A 19923-nucleotide genomic window follows, 5' to 3' on the forward strand; every position below is an offset into this window, starting at 1 on the left:
CTCTGATAACCAGTGGCTAAGCATATTATATTTCATATATGTGCCCTTTCTGTGGGGTTCCTAAAGATTTGTTTACTATAACAGGTTTGATCCAAATCAGTTTTTCATAAATCAGCTTTTCACCAAATCGTTGATTTCTCCAATGCCCTCTACGCCAATGTGAAGACAAAATCAAACTCGAATTATCGCTTACTTGAGAACGCTTCTTGAAAGAGTTTCCTACATAGTGTATTTTAGAAAATCCTGTTTCTGCAATTTTTTTTTCAATCTTTTCTGTTTCTTTTTTGCTTTTTGAAAATACCAGCTTTTTATTAAAATTATGAGGTAAGTCATCTACATAATGGGCTTGAATGTCTTTATCCTGTTTATACATAGACAAATAAAGTAAGCAGTTCACAATAATCTTGTATGTGCCGTTAACCAATTCCTGATAATAGGTGTATAAATCTAAGTGTTCGTCTGTAATTTCTTCTTTATTTTCAGGAAACAAAGAATATTCCTCCACACTTTGCCAATCCTTTACAGCGTCAGATATAGTAATTATATTTTCCTTTTCACTAAAATAAAAAGCGAAATTCCAGAAGCTTTGTCCTCCGCTCCCCGATTCATTCCAAACTTTATCGTGGTATTTTATGATAAAATCCTCAAAGTCACCAACAAAATGAAAGCTTATTGCATAATCATTCCAGAACTCGTTCCCGTTATTATCCACCATTTTTTCCATTGCCATTCTATCTACCAGGATATATACCCCTTCAATTATTTTATCCGAATCTTTTGTTATGGTTAATCCTAACGGCCGTAAAGACAGATAAAAGTTATCATATGGAAGACTAAATGATTTATAACTTACATCATCGACATCTGTAAAACTTAACATTTCCAATAACTCTTTAGAGAATGCGAAAATGTTACGTCCATTCCTATACCACCTTTCCCAGTTTATATATAAATCAGAAATTATATAATCATTTATGCTACGGTCCAGTAAAGATAAATGGTCGCGATTCCTTCTATATCCGTAATTGCCTTCATCTTTATAGAAATATTCATTTTTGCCTTCCATCTCATCAAAGAAAGCATCCCTGTTTCGTAGTTTATCTTTAAAATGATATTGTTTTTCAATTCTGTAAGGAAAAAAGTATTTTAATTCAGTCTCTTTCATTTCAATTGATTTATAACATTGTCAATTTCCTCTTTGATATTTTCCCCCTGATAAACAATAGAATGTTCCGTATTGCAGTATTTGCCTCCCCTCTGAGCACTAAACCAATTAAAAGAGCCGATGCACATCGTATCATTATCTTTTACAACTATTTTGCTGTGGATATTATTTTTGACAATTACTTCAACACCCAAATCCTTTAATTTTTTCAAGGTTAATTCAAACTCCTCTTCCTTTTTCTTATCAGGTTTATTTTGAGTACAAGTATTGAATTTTTCATCCGTATATATGGTAATTTTTGCATTCTTACCGGACAGTAATTTATCATATCCGTTTTTCTCAATCGTAGAATAAATAATCCATGGAGAAATGATAACTATCCTGTTGGTAGCTTCATTGAAGATATTTTTCAGAAACGCATCATGCTCTTCGTAGTTCATTAGAATTTTTGGAGGATTCTCTTTAGATACTAAGTCCTCTCTTAGAAATATCTTTGAGTATTGATGCTCATAGGAAAGTTCATTTTTTTCATTTTCAAACAGATATTTAGATAATAAGCCTGTCGGGGATATGGATTGCCTGTTAAATAATGACATATCTCCAAATACTAAAAAACTATCTTTTGCACGTGATACGGCAACATTCAGCATACTTTTGTCATTATCAATGAAACTCCCTTTGTTGTGTCTTGAATAGGTTGGAGAAAATAACACTACTTTTCTTTCCGCACCTTGCAGCGAATGAACTGTGCCTACAGTTATTTGAGAAAGTTCATCTTTTAAACTCTTGTCTTTGGGCTCCTTTAAATATCCCGCTATTTTTATAGATTGTTGTCTGAATGGAGTTACTACTGCCACAATATCCTTAATCTCTTCGCCATTGTATGCTTTTCTCAACTTTTTATAATTAGTAATAATCCATCCGGCTATAACTTTAGCTTCCAATTCATTTTGTTTGCTACCTAAGATATTCTGACATTTACCCTCAATGTTTAAATATCCCATAGAAGGTAGTAAAGAATCCTCTAAAGCTTCCCCACGCATCGGTTTTAGAACTCCTTTGTAGCACAATTCATTACAATATGCTATGATATTGTTGTAGCATCTCCTATGCTCATATAAATATAATCCTCTCTCTAATTTCTTTTCAGGATAATATTTCGCTCTGTTTTGCGCAATTTTCATTACACTGCCCCCATCTGAGGCAATTCCTTTATCCTGTAATTCTTTATAGTTTTCGTCTATCTTCTCAATTCCTTGATTTTTTGAAATCAAATTTGCCTTGTGAAGATTTCCGATATCGATACTTTTGGTAAGTTTGCTTATCGGAGGTATTTGTTTGGTATCTCCAATCACCAATGCTTTTTTAGCTAAAGAAAATCCTGCTCCTGCCACTTCGGGAGACACTTGTCCTGCTTCATCTACTATCAACAAATCGATAAAGTCATACAAATAATCTGACTTGTTCAAATTGTCATGGATTTTTCTCGAAAAAGAAAAGTAATTGGGCAGCATATAAGAAGTCATTACAGCACATGGAGTAATTTTCATTCTCCTGCGCCAGTTATTTTCGCATATATTTTTATACTTCCAGTGAGTATTACTTAAATGTCCCTTCTCAATCAGTTTTTCCATTTCGATTAACCATTGTCCTTCCCAATAATGGGTAGCTATCAGAAACATTTCAAACCTTATTTTAGTGTCTGCTTTTTTGTCAATTTCTATAAACGCTGAATTGGGGTCTATACCATTTTCCAATTTATCAAGTGTAGCAGTACAATTATTCAATGCCATTATGAATGCATCGTATTTTTGGATATCAGAAAGAAGAACTTCTTTTTTATATTTTATACTCGAGATAAATCTTTCAGCATCCATATCATTTATATCAATATATAGAGAGAAATTATTCTCTTTAGCAAAAACTTTTGCTTTAAGGTTACGCTTCTTTCTGATAAACGGCAGAAATGAAAGTGCTGTTAGTAACATACTTTCTGATGCTAAATACCTTTCCCATTTATCTTCGATTATTTCTACGTCTTTTTTATGTTCAGTGAGCGTTCTACCAAGTTCTATTATGGCCTCTCTATTTTTATAGTCAATCTTTAAAGTTTCGCTGATTAGATTTCCTAACTCGTGATAATTACGGTAAGTTTTTTCAATATCTGCAAGTAACGATTTTTTATCAATCAGCAATTGATGCAATTCCCGAACCGACTCTTCAACTGTAATATCTTTATTTATAAAAGTTTTCCCGGATCTACTAAGAAACGATTCTTTTGCTTTGATGTAAAAATCTTCCGTTTCCATGTCTTTAACAGCGTCCTCTGTAATGTAACCCTTTTCCCGAGCTTCAGCCGACCGCATACTTGACACAAAATAACTTCCAAAGCTCTTTACATCATCAATCCACCTGCCTGCAAAATCTCCTATTCCTTTAGAAAAATCTTTGGCAAAAGCATCTATTATATTTGTAACAGCTTGATTGTTTGTAGAATTAGCTATGATTACCGGAGGTTCTACCTCTTTTACTGCGTTTTCTACCCATAAACAGGCAACCACTGAAAGCAACATTGTTGTTTTTCCTGTTCCGGGAGGACCGTTGACCGGTAATATTTCCCCCTGTTTTCCGCTTAATAAAGCAGAAACAGCAGTTCTCTGAGCATCGGCTAACGGATATACGTTGTTATTATGCCCTAATCTTTTGGAGAAAAAAAGATTTGAATCAGCAACAGGTATTTCTTTTTCTTCTTCAATTGTTGCGTAATTTTGGAAAAGACTTAAATCAGGATTTTTATCACGCGTATAGATATCTTCGTATACAGCCGTGATTTTAGAAGAAATATTTAACTCACCATTGGTAAAATAGGCGGAATTGGTCTTTTCATAGCCGCTGAAAATATCTCCGGATACAATAACTTTATCTAAGAGTTTATCTATATATTCAAAATAATCATTCCATTTTGTGATATATGATTCAATGTGTTTATAAAAAATTCCGTCATCTGTTAATTTGTCCTCGATTGTTTTACTCCAATCTTCATTATATTTACCTTGAGCACAGAGGAATTTCTTTTTAACCGTTTTATTTCTGTTTAAAGACTTGATTAATTTCTTACAATCTTCTTGTGCACGCTCATTGTCTATAATCGATTCTTTCAGCAAGTATTCAATTAACCCTTTCTGATATTGAGATTCGATATTTTCTGAATAATATTTTTCCCATTCAGAAGTTTCCGAGAATTCAAACTTAGGAATGTCATTTTGGGTTACAAACAAATCATAGTCATCCATATTACCAATGAAAAAATCCTCTTTGTCCAAAGGGAGTAATAAGTCTCTTGGAATTATTGGTTTTTCAATAGGGTAGATAAAACCGTTTTCAGAAACTTGTACTTTAAATATTATAGGAAAAAGTATTTCGGGGCGATAATCTTTCTCATGTTTATTGTGGCTGGTGATTTTCTTATGGGAGAATGGAATATAAAAAGTTTCAACAGTGCTATCTTCACCGGAGAATAAATTGCAAAGTACATTTTTATTATTTACTCTGAAGAAATTATTTTTATCATTTAGCAAAAAAGATTTTGCTAAATTCGAAAACTTATATTTTCCTTGTGAAAACTGTTTATCTACAAGAGAATCTCTCCAATATTTAGTAACTCGTTTGTAGTGTTCCATAATACTATAAATAGTGTTTATTCTACAACCAATTCATAATTCGTGCTTCTTCCTCCCTGCGCCTCTTTCTGCAAAATATCCTTGTTTATGAGGTCTTGTATATCCCGTATGGCTGTATCTTGTGAGCATTTAGCTATCTTTGCCCATTTGGAAGATGTCAGTTTTCCATCAAACCCATCTAATAATTTGTTAAGCATCAACCGCTGGCGATCATTCAGTGGAGTTTGGCTGTGTTTTTCCCAGAAACGAGCTTTTTTCAGAACGGAGTCTAACGCATCAGTACTATTGAGCAAGGTATTTTCAAGGCAAGCTAAAAACCAAACCAACCATTCTGTTATATCGCTTGTTCCATGTTGAGACTTTTCCAAAACTTCATAGTATCTCTTTCGCTCAACAAGTATCTGGTTTGACATGCTGTAGAAACGCTGTGAACTTCCATCGCTTCGAGCAAGTTGAAGGTCTGTTATAGCACGCGCAATACGACCATTCCCATCATCGAATGGGTGAATAGTAACAAACCAGAAGTGTGCGATTGCAGCTTTCAGTACAGGGTCTATATCTGATGATGTATCATTAAACCATTTCAAGAATAAATTCATTTCGTCTTCCACCTGATCCGGTTTAGGAGCTTCATAATGAACTTTCTCTTTGCCCATTGCTCCGGAAACGACTTGCATATCACCACTCCGATACTTGCCGACCTCTATTTTATACATACCACTAAAACCGGTTGGGAAAAGTGCGGCATGCCAACCCAATAGCCTTTCTGTGGTTATCGGCTTAGCATAATTTTGCGTGGCATCAAGCATCATTTCTACAACACCATCCACATTTCTGGGCGAATCGACAAGACCGGATACCTCTAAGCCTAATTTACGAGCAATAGACGAACGCACCTGGTCTTTATTCAGGATTTCTCCTTCTATTTCAGTTGATTTCAGAACATCCAAAGTCAACGTGGAAAGCACGGCTTCTTCTTTTAATTTAAACCCTAAACTTCCCATTTGTCCCAATAAACGACCCTGCAAATGTCTTACATTAGCTAACAATGTAAGCAGTTTGCCATTGTTCCATGTAAAATTCGGCCAATCCTTAGTCTGATATATATACATAAAGTACAGTTTTATTCTACGCAATTATTGCGACAAATATACTCCTTTTTCTCCGCATTACAAATTTTCTTCGCATACTTTGCAAAGAAAACCAATAAAAGAGTTGGCATTATCAATATTTTATATACCTCTGCATTAGATATCATAGTGATATCCAAACTTTTTGAAATTATTGTAAAGCACTTAAAATCAGTAAAGTTTGCACGTTGGATTAGGCGTTGGACTTGATTTTATGCTATCGTAGAGTATTGGTTAACAGTAGATTGTTGTTTTCGTTCGACACCCGTCCAGACCGCTCATCTTATATAAGCATAGATAAATCCTGCAAAACATTCGTTTTGTGGGATTTTTTTATGTGGTTATGCCCATCTTTAGGTGTTTCATATCAAGTTATATTTTATACACCCACATTCAGTAATTAAGGTTATAATATCTGTAATTTGTCTACAAGACAATGCGATATAAGCCTTTACCTTTGCCTTATGAACATAAATAATAAACCAGATGAAGGAAATATTGAAAAACAAGTGTATGGCAATGGCTGTATGTCTTTGCTTCACGGCAAATCTATTTGCAGCAGACAATCATTTAAATAACGATAGTATGGAAAAGAATTTGAATTTAACAGAAGAGTGGGACAAGGTGTTCCCGCAGAGTGACAAGGTGAATCACACGAAAGTGACTTTCCACAACCGGTACGGCATTACTCTTGCTGCCGATCTGTATATTCCGAAAAATGCCGGAGGTAAGTTACCGGCCATTGCTGTGAGCGGCCCGTTTGGGGCGGTGAAAGAACAGTCATCGGGTTTATATGCGCAGACTTTGGCGGAACGTGGTTTCCTTACCATCGCTTTCGATCCGTCTTATACCGGCGAGAGTAGTGGGGAGCCCCGTTACGTCGCTTCCCCGGATATCAATACGGAGGATTTTAGTGCGGCGGTTGACTATCTTTCCACCCGCGACGATGTGGATGCGGAACGTATCGGTATTCTCGGTATTTGCGGATGGGGCGGCATGGCACTCAATGCGGCTGCTATCGACACACGTATTAAAGCGACCGTCACTTCAACGATGTACGACATGAGCCGTGTAAATGCCAATGGCTATTTCGATGCGATGGATGCCGACGCACGTTATGAACTTCGCAAACAGCTTAATGCACAACGCACGGAAGATTACAGAAACGGGACATATGCCCTTGCCGGAGGAGTCGTGGACCCGTTACCTTCCGACGCTCCCCAATTTCTGAAGGATTATCACAGTTATTATAAAACTCAGCGTGGTTACCATAAGCGTTCGCTTAACTCGAATGGCGGCTGGAACAAGACTTCATCACTCTCATTCATCAATATGCCGATACTATCATACAGCGATGAAATCCGTAGTGCGGTATTGATGATTCACGGAGAGAAGGCACATTCACGTTATTTCAGCGAGGATGCGTTCAAGAAGTTGAAAGGTGATAACAAGGAACTATTGATTATTCCCGATGCGAACCATACGGATTTGTACGACCAAATGAATATCATTCCGTTCGACAAACTCGAACAGTTCTTTCATGAATATCTGTAATATAGAGTAAGGACAGAACGATTTCCACGGTAGTTTACTGTGGAAATCATCTTTACCGCATTTTGCAGATCTTCCTGTAGTCTCCGTCGCTTTTTTTCTTAAAACCATTACTTAGTAAGGTCTTTATTGAAATAATATTTTCTTCCGCCGGGTCTGCGGCTATTTCTTTTCCGCCGATTTCAATAATTTTATCTTCCAGTATCTGAATGATTCTTTTTCCAATACCCCGATTTAAAAACTCTTCTTCACCAATCAGATATCCGATTTCATAAGTGTGATTTTGTTCTGCCACATCTCCATACATCTCCTGGAAATCGTGTCCTTCTTCTTCCTGGATAGGTTTTATTACAATTTCGTTGTTATTTATTATCATTGACTTATTGCTTTTGAAGCGATTTACTATGTAAGCTCCTGTTTTTGTATTTGTTATCTCTTCAAAGTTAGCAAATATCAGGAAGGTACAACACTCATACCCATATAAAGGAGAATCCATAGACAGATTTACGCCTGGTAGGTAGTTCGCCTCTTTTTATATCAAAATAGGCAACTGTGCCATAGGCTTGGCGCAGTTGTGCGCTATGTACTGCACTTTATCCTAGTATTTTCAGAATTTGCTCCGGTGTTGCTTGCGGCAATAATTGTGTGAGGTAATCTATCAAGCGTTGTTTTGACTCTTCCGGTGACCGGTTGCCGGCAGCCTGTACTTTTTCTTTGCCGAACAGTACTTCCGGTGTTGTATATCTGGCGATACCCCATCCGTAAGGCTCTCCCTTCTTGTCATATCGGTATTCGAAATCAGCCACAACGAGCCATGTTCCCATTTGCAGCCGGGTTATGACTGTTTCAAATCCATCTCCTTTCGGTTTTGTCTTTTTAAGTAAAGCCTGTGTTTCGCTTGTCTCCCATGAATCGAACGGATTGACACTTCTTTTGACCGGCTGCTTCTTGTAACCGCATAACGCTTTTATCTCTTTGGATAGGAGGGACTCATGCTCTGTGACTGTCTTATAAATAACGTTACCCATACTTTGTAAAGGTTCCGCTTTCAGATTGTACATAGCACGCCTGTAGTTTATAAGTTCCGGAAACCATTCCATGCTGACAAACCCTGCTTTCTTCTGAAAGAGTTTCCCATAAGCACAATTGAAATTTCGGATAACAGGCCCTTTCCATTCCCACGGACCCTCTTCTTCATCGGAAAACCATAATTCCTGCGGGGTAAATTCTTCAATGGAAAAGTCCGTAATATCATTAGCAAAGAAGGGGAGAAATCCCATCTTTAAAACCATCTTTTCCAAATCTTTGCAGCGATAAATCTTTGTCATGCGGCAAATATATGAAATTACGCTTAAACCATATGTTATTATATGATTAAAGATAAATTATTTCAGACTCCAGGGGAATGCAATCTTATCCAGAAGCTCTTTACGGGTAGGAGGGAGTTCACCTTTTTTTAAGGCTCTGCGTTGTACGAAACACCAACTGCCGAGTTTGTTCTCACGGGCGGTTGGCCAGCGGTTGTTTTCAGAGAAGAATTGTTGTAGTTTTTCATAGTTTTCCATCCAGATATCATCGATAGTCCAGATAAAACCTTCGGCTTCCATCCGGGCGATGCGTTCAGCTGAAAGTAAACCTTGTTTCCGGTTCTTGCGCTGGGTGTTACACCAGCTGCCGGCTTTACCTTCATTGCTTTTGGGCCAGCGTTTATGTTTTTTGTAGTAGGCAAGTACTTGCTGCCAGTTCTCCGTCCAAAGCGAATCCAGATCCTGTTCCCACCAGAACCCGATCGAATCGAGCAACCGGATTCTTTCATTGGAAAGGATACCTTTCTTTCGTGCCTGCCGTTGGGTGTTGCACCAGGTATTCAGTTTGTTTTCACCGCGTTTGGGACAACGGTGTTCTATAGCCATAAATGCTTTCAGTTCTTCAAAGCAGTTCATCCAGCGGCTGTCCTGTACCTCCCATTCAAAACCGATCCGGTCCAGCTGCGAGATATAATCTTCCGACAACGTCCCTTTCTTCCGGGCAATCCGCTGGGTGTTGCACCAGTTTCCCAACTTCCCTTCGGCTGCCTGTGGCCAGCGTTCTTCACGCTCCTTATATTCGATCAGTCGTTCATACATCACCGGCCACGCATCCAACTCCGCCAGCATATCATCCACACGGGCACGGATATCAGACAGGAATCCCGTTACCTCAAATTCCATAAAACCTTTAAAACTCTTTGGGGCACGGATTGCCGGATGATAAGCCAACTCCCTTGACATAGCCTCATAAACAGAACGACCCGAAAGGTTATTGACGAAGTCCAGCACCACCGGATGACGGTCCGACCCCGCTTTCAGGCAACGGCCCAACTGTTGCAAGGCAACCACATACGATTCCGTCCGTCGCAGGAACATGGCGGCATCTACTCCTTCCACATGCAATCCTTCGATCAACATGTTTATGGAGAAAAGGACATGTAGTTTTCCCGTTTCCCTACGAAAACGACGCAATGTCTTCTCATTCTCCCGGTTACTGAGTCCGTTATGGATCTCGAATGTTTCCGTCTCAAAGCCAGCCTGCCCGAGCCAGTTCGATACTTCGGGAACCATATGCTGAAGGTCTTCCTTGTCTTTACAGAAGACAAGCATTTTTTTTACTTCTTTCGGAAGATAACGCCGGATCAGTTCCGATGCACTCAACGAGCCGCGAAAATCCAGTCGGGCAAAGTCTATTTTGTCCTGAATACGCTTGCGCCTTTCAGATGTACAGTCGCTCCTGTTCAGTATACGCTGTACTTTGTCCAACTGATTATTCAGATCGAACACACTCTGTACCAAGACCGGGACAGGCAGTATCTTATAATACCAGGCCATAGACAAAGACAGTTCATGAAACAGGTTTCCCTTGAAATAGACCTCTACCGTATCGAGCATCTCTTCAGGACGTATCGGGGTTGCCGACATTCCCAGTACACGGGCCTCCGGATTGTTATCAATGACTTCCTGTACGGCTTTTCCCCATACCTCCGCTCCGAAATGATGGAACTCATCGATAATAATATGATCCGCTTTAAGCTCACCGACTGTTCCGCGATTCAGAACTAATGCCTGGAAAGTCCGGTAGGTGACATGCGGCATTGTCCTGCCGATAGCTTTTTTGATCTCGGCGATAATCGTAACGTTGGGAGCAATAACCACTATATCATCTTCCGAATGATTGACAATATAGCGGGCAATCAGATAGGATTTCCCAGTTCCAGTCGCCTGTACAACGGCTCCGATTCTGTTCGTTTTGAATCCTTCCTCGATGGCTCGGTAAGCTGCTTCATTATGTGAAAAGAGTTCAATATGCTTTCCCGTTTCCAAGCTTTTCAGATAGCTTTCATCCGAAACAGTCAGTCCATGCAGTTCAAAGGAAAGTGCCTCCGGCAGATAACCGCCATGAGCCAGGATACGGAACTGATTGCAACCGCACATTTCTCCGATACGCTGCATTTCAGTATACAATCTGTCCACTTCCGGCAAACCGACAGGTTCCTTATTCCATACCTCTTTCACAATGAAAGTAACGGAATCTTCCCTGAATCCTACCAGCAGACAGCCGGATTCTTCAGTGACAAAATAATGGTAAGAATGATAAAGATCGCAGAGTGACATTCAGAAAATATGTCAATACTAGAAATAATTGAGCTATCTGTTTATAGTGACGGGAGTAACCAATTCCCCTCTTGAGAGGGGATAAGGGGTGTGTTAAAGCCAGTTATAGGGCGAAACTATAACACACCCCCTTCCCCCCTCTCAAGAGGGGAGCCAGTTACAACCAGTTTATAATTTAGATAGTTCAAATCTGATAAAAACTGAACTCTATACAAATACCCCAACTAATTATTCAATATCTAAAACTTCAGTTTCCTCTTGGGGTTTGAAAAGGTCTTTGATAAACAGATAACCGACTCCGCCGAATATGGCAAGGAATACAAACCCAATCAGGATCAACGGCTTCTTGGGAGAAGCTGCTTTTAAAGGAACTGTGGCAGGTTGTATTATTGTATACACCGGTGTCTGTTCCTGTACCCGGAGTTTATCCTGTTCCAGCTTCTGGGCCAGCGTATTGTAAACATTGAAGGTTAATGTCATTTCATTCTTTAAACGTTCCTGTTCCGTGCGGTAGCTGGCAGAGATGATATTCTTGTTGGCATCCTCAAAAGCCGCATAGGCACGTTGTGCCTTATAATAGGATTCCCTGGCTTCACTAAATACTTTCTCTGTGAATTCCAGGTCTTGCTTTACCTTCTGGGTTCGGTAATTTGTGATGTATCCTTGAAGTTTTTCCAAAACAATTTGAGTAATATTCGCAGAGATCAATGGGTCTTGCATCTGAACGGAAACAGTGATTACCGATGTCTTTTTATCCACAGAAGCGGAGATGCGTTCCTGTAAATCCTCTATTACATCAGACTGTTCCTCTGTTAAATGAAAAGAGGATAACCCCATTATGTTCTTTTCTTCTTCATTTGAAAACAAATCTTTCACTACACCCAACAGTTTGAACGGGGCCTTTATCACATAACTCCACCACGCACTTTTCTGATCTTCATCCATATATTTGTACAATGTTGATGAGTAATCACCTTTTTCACTCTCAACTTGTACCGGAAACAACTCCAACAAAAAAGGAATACTTTGCACCACATCCGGATACAAATCCGGAGAAATGGCGTCCGAACCTACCGAAGCCCCCAGGTTTATACCAGCCATGGCAGCCAAACCACCCAGATTTCCCATCTTTTTGGACGGGTCTGAAGTTTCTGGTGCTAGCATTACTGTTGTACTGTATTCTTTCGGTATGCTAAAAGCAACCACCAATCCTACAACTATTGCAATTCCACTGCATTTGAACAAGAACTTACGCTCCCCCCATAGCCGTTTAGCCAACTCTATTAAATCTATCTCCTGCTCGTTTGTATCCATATCAGGAGCGTTCATTTGAATCATATCCACCTTGTTAATTGATAATTAAAGATTGAAAATTGATAATTATTTCAGTGTGTTGATGATAGAGGTTATCATTGCAGCCATCGATGTGGTCGAACTGGTAATGCTCAAGATTTCTGCTAAACTAGTTTTGCGATCTTGCTGCGTTTTGGCGGGAACAACGATTTCACTGCCGGGTTCTACCTTCGGATAGTGCTTGAAGAAGATAAAACGCTTTCTGGTCGTTGCCACTTTACCATTCATATAAATTACGATCGGATATTTACGGGCAATATCGTTGTATCCTCCGGCTTGCGACAAACAACTTTTTACAGACATTCCATTTGTATACGTCACACTGTTCGGATAAGTTACAGCTCCACTTATCTTCACTGTACTCTGGAATTGCGGAATATAAAGTTCATCCCCGTCACGTAGCACCACATCGTGGGCACTTCCCGGATTTGTCAAAGCCTTTTCCAAATCGATACCCACTGAATAGTCTTTGATGTTTTCCAAAGACAAGGCAACCGAATCACGGCTTTGCTTATTTGCACTCAGTTGCAGCAGAGTTTCCAGGCGGCGCATCTCATCCTCTGTCAGCTGGCGTTTCAGGCTTGCCCCTTTTACATAGGCATCGGGAGTTATTCCTCCGGCTTTGGCGATAATATCACTCAGACGGGAGTTCTTTTCGGCCAATACATAATCGCCGGCAAAAGTAATTTCACCATTTACTTTTATCACCTGTTGTTCCTGATAACCCGGAGAGAAACGCACATACACTTCGTCAAACGGTTCTAATGTAAAGACCGTATCACTTTTCTTTCCATCCGTAGATATCAAACCTAAATTATCGTTCAATGCGAAATTGAATACTTCGGCCGTACGGTTAGTGTTTTCGTAAGTTTTTGTATCCTTAATACGACGGGCAACTTCCACATTCACCGTTGCAGCCGATTCCTTCAAACCACCGGCCATCATTATAGCATCTTCCACTGTCAGGTTGTTCCGGTAAGGAAGAACTGTATCTACGTAATTTACCGCTCCGCTTACTTTGATCGTATAAGGCTCGCGAAGATCAAACAGGGATGGAATGTTCAGTTGGTCTTCCGGTTTAAGTTCTATATCCGGAGATGTGCCACTGAGAATGCCACGGATATCTACGGCTATAACAGTCGTTGTGAAATCCGGATTCAAACGGGTGATTTGGGCACGACCGGCAAACTCATCTCCTTTCAAACCCGCTGCCTGATCAACCAGTTGACGGACTGTATGAACTGTACCATTCAATTCATATTCTCCCGGACGCCAAACTGCACCCGTCACTGTCAAACGGTTTTCATAGAAGGGGATCACAGAATCCACCAACAAAGAATCGCCATCTATCATCGCAAAAGTAGGATATTTATCTTCCGTAACAGTAGCGATCTGATAACGGCTTCCAGCTTTTCGCTTGACACGGACATCTTTCTTGTACGCATCCCCGGTAAAGCCTCCGGCCATATTCAATAACTGTGAGAGCGTTTCCCCCTTTTTCAACTCAAAAATACGGTTACGTTTTACTTTTCCTTGTACTACAGCCAGCTGGTCATAAGGAGAAACGATCACCATATCATTTTCTTCCAGACGGATATTCGTATTGTATTTGCCGTTCAAAAGATAATCATATACATCCAGTTTAGCCACTTCCTTACTGTTACGGTACACTTTTATTCCACGAAGCGAACCGATCTCATTCACTCCGCCTGCTGCATATAAAGCATTAAACAGAGTGGCAAAAGAGGGCAGGGTGTAGGTTCCCGGAGCAACGACTTCACCTACAATATTGACTTTGATGCTGCGTATCTGGCTCAGACTAACGGATACGAACGTATTAGCCCCATCCGTATCTCCCGACAAAGTAGACATGATCCGTCCTAATTCCTGTCGGATACGATTTTCAGCAGTTTCGATAGTCAGTCCGCTGACAGATACCGGCCCTAGATTAGGGATAAGAATTGTTCCTTCGGGAGAAACCTTCAATTTCAGATTCAGTTCTGAATCTCCCCAGACATTAATTAGCAATTCATCACCAGCAGATAAGACATATCCTTTAGGAGTTGGTACATTCAGATTAGGTTCAAAGGACAGATTCTTGTTTGAAAATATTTCACGGCCGAACACGGTTCCGCTCAGATCTCCCACCGGACGATTGGCTTCCTGTTGAGCATCCAGAGGAGGTATCACCTTTCCATCCGGAATAGCAACCGTACGATCTGTAACCACCGCATCCGAGGCTGTACGTGTAGCCTGTTCCGTACCGGATTGCCCCATCCGTTTATTCATCTCCCGACGGATCTGTTCATCCGTCATACCGGCAGCTTTTGCCTTGTCGATCAAATCCTGGGATACCTGCGCCGACAATGGAACCGCCAACCACAGTAATCCCCCCAATAATACATTTCTGATTACGATATTCATATTGTTATTTGTTTTGTTGTTATTTCGATTTTAGAAAATAATTGAGTTATCTGTTTATAGTGACGGGAGTAACTAATTCCCCTCTTGAGAGGGGATAAGGGGTGTGTTAAAGCTAGTTATAGGGCGAAACTATAACACACCCCCTTCCCCCTCTCAAGAGGGGAGACAGGTACAACCGGTCAATAATCGGATAGTTCAATTCTGATAATTTCTGAATCAAAACTTCCTGAACTCCAATCGGGCATAATCCGATTGTAATACCAGATGCTTTGATGTTAATTCTTTGACGCCGAAACGTTGCTCCGTTCCGTTCATTCCAAATGGTAACAAATCTTCAACTTTGCTGACCGGCATAACCACAAAAAGTGAATCTCCGGTATATTCCATATTGCCGGTCTGACTGGTTACACCAACCTTCATCAGATTGATTGTATGCAAAGCAACACTGTAGTAAGCCCGTTCAGGCATCTCTTCCTCTCCCGACGCATATGCTATTTTCATGATCTGCCAGCGACCATCCAGGTCTCCATTGATCGGCATTTTCCCACAGGCACTGACCATCAGGGCCAGCAACACCGCCACTATATATCTTTTCTTCGTATTTATTAAAGTCATCATATCCATCCCGTTTTTCTGATTGTTAACATGCCACCAACACTTTTACCCAACATTCCACCTCTGTCAACACCTAGCGATCCTGTAAAGTCCCAGCCTTTTAACTGATGTGGCGTATAAGTTAATTCTACTAACGCATTGCCATTCTTTTTGATCTCATAAAATGGTACGCCATAAGTACCCCAATTACGGGTTACTGATAAAAGGACACGATATTGCAGATCGGCACAAGGAGTTCCCATGATCCCGAAATGATGTCCTTGCAGGCGATTGCTTTTAAAGACTATTTCTCCGTCGTTATTATAGATCGGAGACATGACGAGTGGGTTTCCGATCCCCATTCCCCAATGCTGCCAACCGGTATAAATACCATGATTATAATAATTATCGGCTCCACTTACTTGCTCCGGTATCTCCGGCGTATGATCCCAATAGACAGGACCGGTCTGATCCTTTGTTGAAATATATTCATAAACGAAACTACTGATCACCGGATTCTTCGGAAAAGTAATTTCCACTCCAGCCAAGCAATCCTTCCAACCATATTCTCCGAACATCTGCGAATGGTCTTCAAAATAATGTTCATAGTAAGGACGGATTGTCCAATCTTTCGGAGCATACCAGGTCAGTGAGAAATTCCAACTCCCCAAATGATTTCCATAAATATTCGTTTGTTCTCCCATCGGTGTATCACTGCTACCCCCACTCGGAATAAACACTTTAAAGAAATCTTTTATCCCATTCGGCATATCAATCTTTCCATTTCCCTTAAACGCATTTCCCCCGAATTGAGCAGCCATCTCCAGCCCTCCTTCAAAGATCAAAGGAAACTTTTCCTGATTACCGATCTTCACATATAAATCCTTGGAATGATAAAGCACATGTTCCGTATGTTTACCTTCCGGAGCTACGAAATCTTTCTGCCAACCATCATCCGTAAACATACCATAAGCGATATGCCCTTTAAAAGCCAACCAACCTTTTGTTCCCGGAACGAGCGTATATTCCGGAATACCGATACGCACTTGCGGAATCGGACGGGCATTTCCCGAAAATGTCAGTCCACCGCTACTCAGTAACGGATTATTAAACTCGCTATACCGCTCCTTACTTCCGATACTCACCCCCAGGCAACGATATTTCAGATCCGCATACAATTGTTGCACCACGAAAGTCGATGTAAAATTGTAAGCCACAGCCAGATCCGCTCCCAAAGCATACGAGAAACGTTTATCGTTTTCCAACTCCCGGAAGACCCCGGCACGTAGATAACCGTTATTCTTTTCGATAGATGACAGTCCCTGCTTGTTTGCCGTCAGCCAGAAAGGAGTATGTTCCCCTCCGCTGAAGCTCACACCGGTCTCCGTCCGGTAACTCAGTCCTTTCGATAACTGAGCATAAGAGTTTAGGGGAAGCAGTAGAATGCCTCCCCAAAGAAGTAAGTTTGATATTAATTTCATTTGTTATTGATTAGAAAGATTTGAATCAGTCCCCATCATCCCCAAACTGCCCCCGGTCTGTCCAGATTTTCCGAAACGTGCCGCAACTGTTCCCGCCGTTTGGCTATATTGACAAGGATATCGAGACGTATTTCTTTCTTTTTAGGATCGGTTTCCAATAACCGGTGTACGCTTTTTTGTATTTCCTGTAGGATACGGTTTTCCAAATACAGAAATAATAACCGGGTCAGATAGATATTCAGGATATTGGATGCCTCCGGATAAAGCGCCCCGAATAGTTCCTTTTCATTGTAAACCAACTGATCGTATTCGGCATGCAATTCATTTGCGATGCTTTTTAACGCAGGCGTTAACCCCGGTTCCGGATTCCCTGTTTCCAAATGCTCCAGTATCATCCGGTTCTCCTTATTTTCAAAAAGCAAATCATCCGTTTGCAGGATACTTTTCACTAATTCCGTAAAAAGACAAGAAGAACCTTTAAACATATAAAGAGTCTCCGGAAACAACAGGCAAGCCGTCAGCAGCATTTCTTCCGATAAATGGGGTTTCGACAGAAACTTATCGATCAGGGAAACAAAAGCCTCTTTGCCCGACCGTCGGAATAAAGAATCCGGATCTTCCCCTTCCGGTAAAAAGATCGTCTGCACCTCCATCGAATACGGATTGAGCGATAAAGATATTTTGCGGGCTGCCTCCCGTCCCGGCTTGTCGCCATCCAGTAACAGACAGATCCGGTTCGTGTACTTTTTCAGCAATGCAATCTGTCCGGCTGTCAGGGCCGTTCCGCATAATGCTACTGTATTGGAAAATCCGGCGACATGCATCGCGATCGCATCTTTATATCCTTCCACCACAAACACAAAGCCTTTCCCGGCGATTGCCTCTTTCGCCCGGTGAAGGGCATAGAGGTTTTCACTCTTTTTATATCCGTTGGCAGTGGATGTATTGATATATTTCGGTTCTTCCGGATTATTGTCCGTTAGCCTGCGGGCGGCAAAAGCTATCAACTCACCGGCTTCGTTGCGGATCGGAAAGATCACCCGGTTGCGCATCGCATACCATTCTTTCGGAACATTCACAGGAGATTGTCCGACCTCAAAATCAAGATAAGCAGGCGTTAACTCCGTATAACCGCAAGCGTAGGGGAGAAGGGAAGAAAAGAACTGTAAGTTTTTTTTAATTGAAAATTGAGAATTGGAAATTGAAAATTGCTTCGCGTCGTTATCTCTGTCGACAGGGTTCGCGTTTTTCTTATTAATTTTCAATTCTCGATTTTCAATTTTCAATTTCCCCACCGCCTCCATGAAATTACAATGTTCCGTCTTCTCTATAAATTCGATCACATCTCCATGTTCTCCGCAGGCAAAACATTTAAAAGTCTGTTTTTGAGGATTCACCACCAGCGACGGATGATGATCCTCGTGGAACGGGCAAAGTCCTACATAGTTGGTCCCTTTTCGTTCCAGTTTTACCGTCTCTCCGATCACATTTTCGATAGGGTATGAAGCTTTCAGTTGTTCTATTTCTATCTTTGTCATGATCTTTTCCGGATATTATAGTTCGTGATGCGGGTATAACTCTCATTATAGCGGTAACGGGCAATCCCGGTCGATCCGTTACGCGTTTTTCTTATGTATAGTTTTCCGACCTGTTTCAGGCTCTCCCCGGTGACTTCATCCTGGGTAATCCCGTAACGTTCGGGGATATAAACGAAATAAACACAGTCCGCCACCTGTTCGATCACGCCCGAATCACGTAAATCGTGCAAATTCGGGATATGAGCCTTATCACCGGAGTTCATACTGTTACGGTTCATTTGCGAAAGGACAAGAACCGGGATATTGGCATCCTGTGCCATTTGCTTGAATCCCTGTATATTGTATCCGACCGTCTGGTTCGCATTTTCCCACCCCTGCTTTTCCATTTTCATCACCTGTAGATAATCCACAATCGCCAGGTCGCATTGCTTTTTGCGCTTCTGTAACATCACCTGGGCACGGATATTTTCCAGCGTGTTTGCCGGAGTATAGTCAAAATATAACGGAAGGTCCTGGAACTCACCCGCCATTTTTTCCATCTTCAACAAATCCTCCGGGTTAGCACCTGTGATACGCAAACGGTTGGCATCTACTCCTCCGAATCCGGCAAACAGACGGTTCATCGTTTGCAAACCGGTCATTTCCATGCTGAAGAAACAGACATGTTTTCCTGACAGGGCTACATTCATGGCAATCTGCATGGCTATGGCTGTCTTGCCGTCGCCGGGACGTCCGGCCCCAACGGTGAGTTCGCCGTTGTAAAGTCCTCCGGTCACATAGTCGAACTCTTCCAGTCCTGTCTTGATGCGCATCGTATCCACTCCGTTTTCCATGCGTTCACGGTGCATGTTCAATACCTCGTTGGCTGTTTTTCCGATCCGGCTGACTTGTTTGCCGACAATACAGGTTTCCCGCAGTTCCATCAATGACGATTCCGCTTTTTCGATCAGAGTCGTGTAGGAGGAATCGAAACGGTTTGCCTTTGCTTGCAAGGTAGTGAACAAAGCACCCAGCAGGCGAAGCATATACTGCCGTTTCACCTCTTCGGTATATTGCATCAGGTTGCCGGTATGGCGTATCTGCGTCATGGCAGCGTTGACGATGGCAATCCCGTTCATTTCTTTCCAGCGTTTTTCATCCAGACAGCGCATCTCGATATCGGTGGTTACCAGATCCGCTTTTTCGCCCCGGCTGTTCAGGGAACAGATGGCTTTGTAGACAAATGCGAAAAGCGGGTCGCTGAACATTTCCGGCTTCAGAACCGGAGCAACCTGCCATATGGCAGATTCGGAAGACAAAAGTGCACAGATCACAGCCTCTTCCACCTGGCGTACAGATTCTATAGTTTCCATAAGCGTCA

General features: G+C 41.3%; 13 protein-coding genes. 1 reads left to right on the top strand and 12 read right to left on the bottom strand.

Features of this window, described 5'->3' with window-relative positions; translation table 11 throughout:
- Window positions 1-25 precede the first annotated feature (25 nt).
- From K6V26_RS07965 to K6V26_RS07975, 3 genes are read right to left on the bottom strand one after another with little or no spacing between them, the layout of a single operon-like run.
- Entirely contained in the window at window positions 26-1165 is a 1140-nt protein-coding gene (locus tag K6V26_RS07965) for a hypothetical protein (protein ID WP_195585565.1), read from the bottom strand.
- The gene (locus K6V26_RS07970; RefSeq protein WP_158599451.1) at window positions 1162-4845 is read right to left on the bottom strand and encodes an AAA domain-containing protein; all 3684 of its coding nucleotides are present in this window, start codon (window positions 4843-4845) and stop codon (window positions 1162-1164) included. The genes K6V26_RS07965 and K6V26_RS07970 overlap by 4 nt, the downstream gene beginning before the upstream one ends.
- 17 nt (window positions 4846-4862) lie before the next feature.
- The gene (locus tag K6V26_RS07975) at window positions 4863-5957 is read right to left on the bottom strand and encodes a Fic family protein (RefSeq protein WP_048317117.1); all 1095 of its coding nucleotides are present in this window, start codon (window positions 5955-5957) and stop codon (window positions 4863-4865) included.
- A gap of 504 nt (window positions 5958-6461) precedes the next feature.
- Between K6V26_RS07975 and K6V26_RS07980 the strand changes: the two genes are divergently transcribed.
- On the top strand, window positions 6462-7529 hold the full coding sequence (locus K6V26_RS07980) for an alpha/beta hydrolase (protein WP_224265036.1): 1068 nt from the start codon (window positions 6462-6464) through the stop codon (window positions 7527-7529).
- 52 nt (window positions 7530-7581) lie between these two features.
- On the opposite strand, the gene K6V26_RS07985 is transcribed toward K6V26_RS07980, so the two are convergent.
- The 9 genes from K6V26_RS07985 to K6V26_RS08025 form a co-directional block, all read right to left on the bottom strand.
- Window positions 7582-8022 carry a GNAT family N-acetyltransferase gene (locus tag K6V26_RS07985; protein WP_224265037.1) on the bottom strand — a complete coding sequence of 147 codons (441 nt, stop codon included), beginning with the start codon at window positions 8020-8022 and terminating at the stop codon, window positions 7582-7584.
- A 97-nt stretch (window positions 8023-8119) separates the two neighbouring features.
- On the bottom strand, window positions 8120-8854 hold the full coding sequence (locus K6V26_RS07990; RefSeq protein ID WP_224265038.1) for an AlkZ-related protein: 735 nt from the start codon (window positions 8852-8854) through the stop codon (window positions 8120-8122).
- Window positions 8855-8911: 57 nt separating this feature from the next.
- Entirely contained in the window at window positions 8912-11173 is a 2262-nt protein-coding gene (locus K6V26_RS07995) for a Helicase associated domain protein (RefSeq protein ID WP_224265039.1), read from the bottom strand.
- 228 nt (window positions 11174-11401) lie between these two features.
- Window positions 11402-12511, bottom strand: a complete 1110-nt coding sequence (locus tag K6V26_RS08000) for a Wzz/FepE/Etk N-terminal domain-containing protein (protein ID WP_224265040.1) — start codon at window positions 12509-12511, stop codon at window positions 11402-11404.
- A gap of 42 nt (window positions 12512-12553) precedes the next feature.
- Entirely contained in the window at window positions 12554-14950 is a 2397-nt protein-coding gene (locus K6V26_RS08005) for an SLBB domain-containing protein (protein WP_224265041.1), read from the bottom strand.
- 216 nt (window positions 14951-15166) lie between these two features.
- Complete coding sequence (locus K6V26_RS08010; RefSeq protein WP_224265042.1) at window positions 15167-15568, bottom strand: lipocalin-like domain-containing protein; 402 nt, start codon at window positions 15566-15568, stop codon at window positions 15167-15169.
- Complete coding sequence (locus tag K6V26_RS08015) at window positions 15565-17025, bottom strand: capsule assembly Wzi family protein (protein WP_224265043.1); 1461 nt, start codon at window positions 17023-17025, stop codon at window positions 15565-15567. Before K6V26_RS08015 ends, K6V26_RS08010 begins: the two co-directional genes overlap by 4 nt.
- Before the next feature lie 35 nt (window positions 17026-17060).
- Window positions 17061-18563 carry a DNA primase gene (locus K6V26_RS08020; RefSeq protein ID WP_224265044.1) on the bottom strand — a complete coding sequence of 501 codons (1503 nt, stop codon included), beginning with the start codon at window positions 18561-18563 and terminating at the stop codon, window positions 17061-17063.
- A complete protein-coding gene (locus K6V26_RS08025; RefSeq protein WP_224265045.1) occupies window positions 18560-19915 on the bottom strand; it encodes a replicative DNA helicase in 1356 nt (451 codons plus the stop codon). Before K6V26_RS08025 ends, K6V26_RS08020 begins: the two co-directional genes overlap by 4 nt.
- Window positions 19916-19923 lie beyond the last annotated feature (8 nt).

The sequence above is a fragment of the Parabacteroides goldsteinii genome (assembly GCF_020091425.1).
Taxonomy (GTDB): domain Bacteria; phylum Bacteroidota; class Bacteroidia; order Bacteroidales; family Tannerellaceae; genus Parabacteroides; species Parabacteroides goldsteinii.

Bases quoted from the DNA above. Each gene is read 5' to 3' on its own strand.
- K6V26_RS07965 (WP_195585565.1), bottom strand. From the start codon at position 1,165: ATGAAAGAGACTGAATTAAAATACTTTTTTCCTTACAGAATTGAAAAA.
- K6V26_RS08005 (WP_224265041.1), bottom strand. From the start codon at position 14,950: ATGAATATCGTAATCAGAAATGTATTATTGGGGGGATTACTGTGGTTG.
- K6V26_RS08025 (WP_224265045.1), bottom strand. From the start codon at position 19,915: ATGGAAACTATAGAATCTGTACGCCAGGTGGAAGAGGCTGTGATCTGT.
- K6V26_RS08010 (WP_224265042.1), bottom strand. From the start codon at position 15,568: ATGATGACTTTAATAAATACGAAGAAAAGATATATAGTGGCGGTGTTG.
- K6V26_RS07970 (WP_158599451.1), bottom strand. From the start codon at position 4,845: ATGGAACACTACAAACGAGTTACTAAATATTGGAGAGATTCTCTTGTA.
- K6V26_RS07980 (WP_224265036.1), top strand. From the start codon at position 6,462: ATGAAGGAAATATTGAAAAACAAGTGTATGGCAATGGCTGTATGTCTT.
- K6V26_RS07975 (WP_048317117.1), bottom strand. From the start codon at position 5,957: ATGTATATATATCAGACTAAGGATTGGCCGAATTTTACATGGAACAAT.
- K6V26_RS08000 (WP_224265040.1), bottom strand. From the start codon at position 12,511: ATGATTCAAATGAACGCTCCTGATATGGATACAAACGAGCAGGAGATA.
- K6V26_RS07995 (WP_224265039.1), bottom strand. From the start codon at position 11,173: ATGTCACTCTGCGATCTTTATCATTCTTACCATTATTTTGTCACTGAA.
- K6V26_RS07990 (WP_224265038.1), bottom strand. From the start codon at position 8,854: ATGACAAAGATTTATCGCTGCAAAGATTTGGAAAAGATGGTTTTAAAG.
- K6V26_RS08020 (WP_224265044.1), bottom strand. From the start codon at position 18,563: ATGACAAAGATAGAAATAGAACAACTGAAAGCTTCATACCCTATCGAA.
- K6V26_RS07985 (WP_224265037.1), bottom strand. From the start codon at position 8,022: ATGGATTCTCCTTTATATGGGTATGAGTGTTGTACCTTCCTGATATTT.
- K6V26_RS08015 (WP_224265043.1), bottom strand. From the start codon at position 17,025: ATGAAATTAATATCAAACTTACTTCTTTGGGGAGGCATTCTACTGCTT.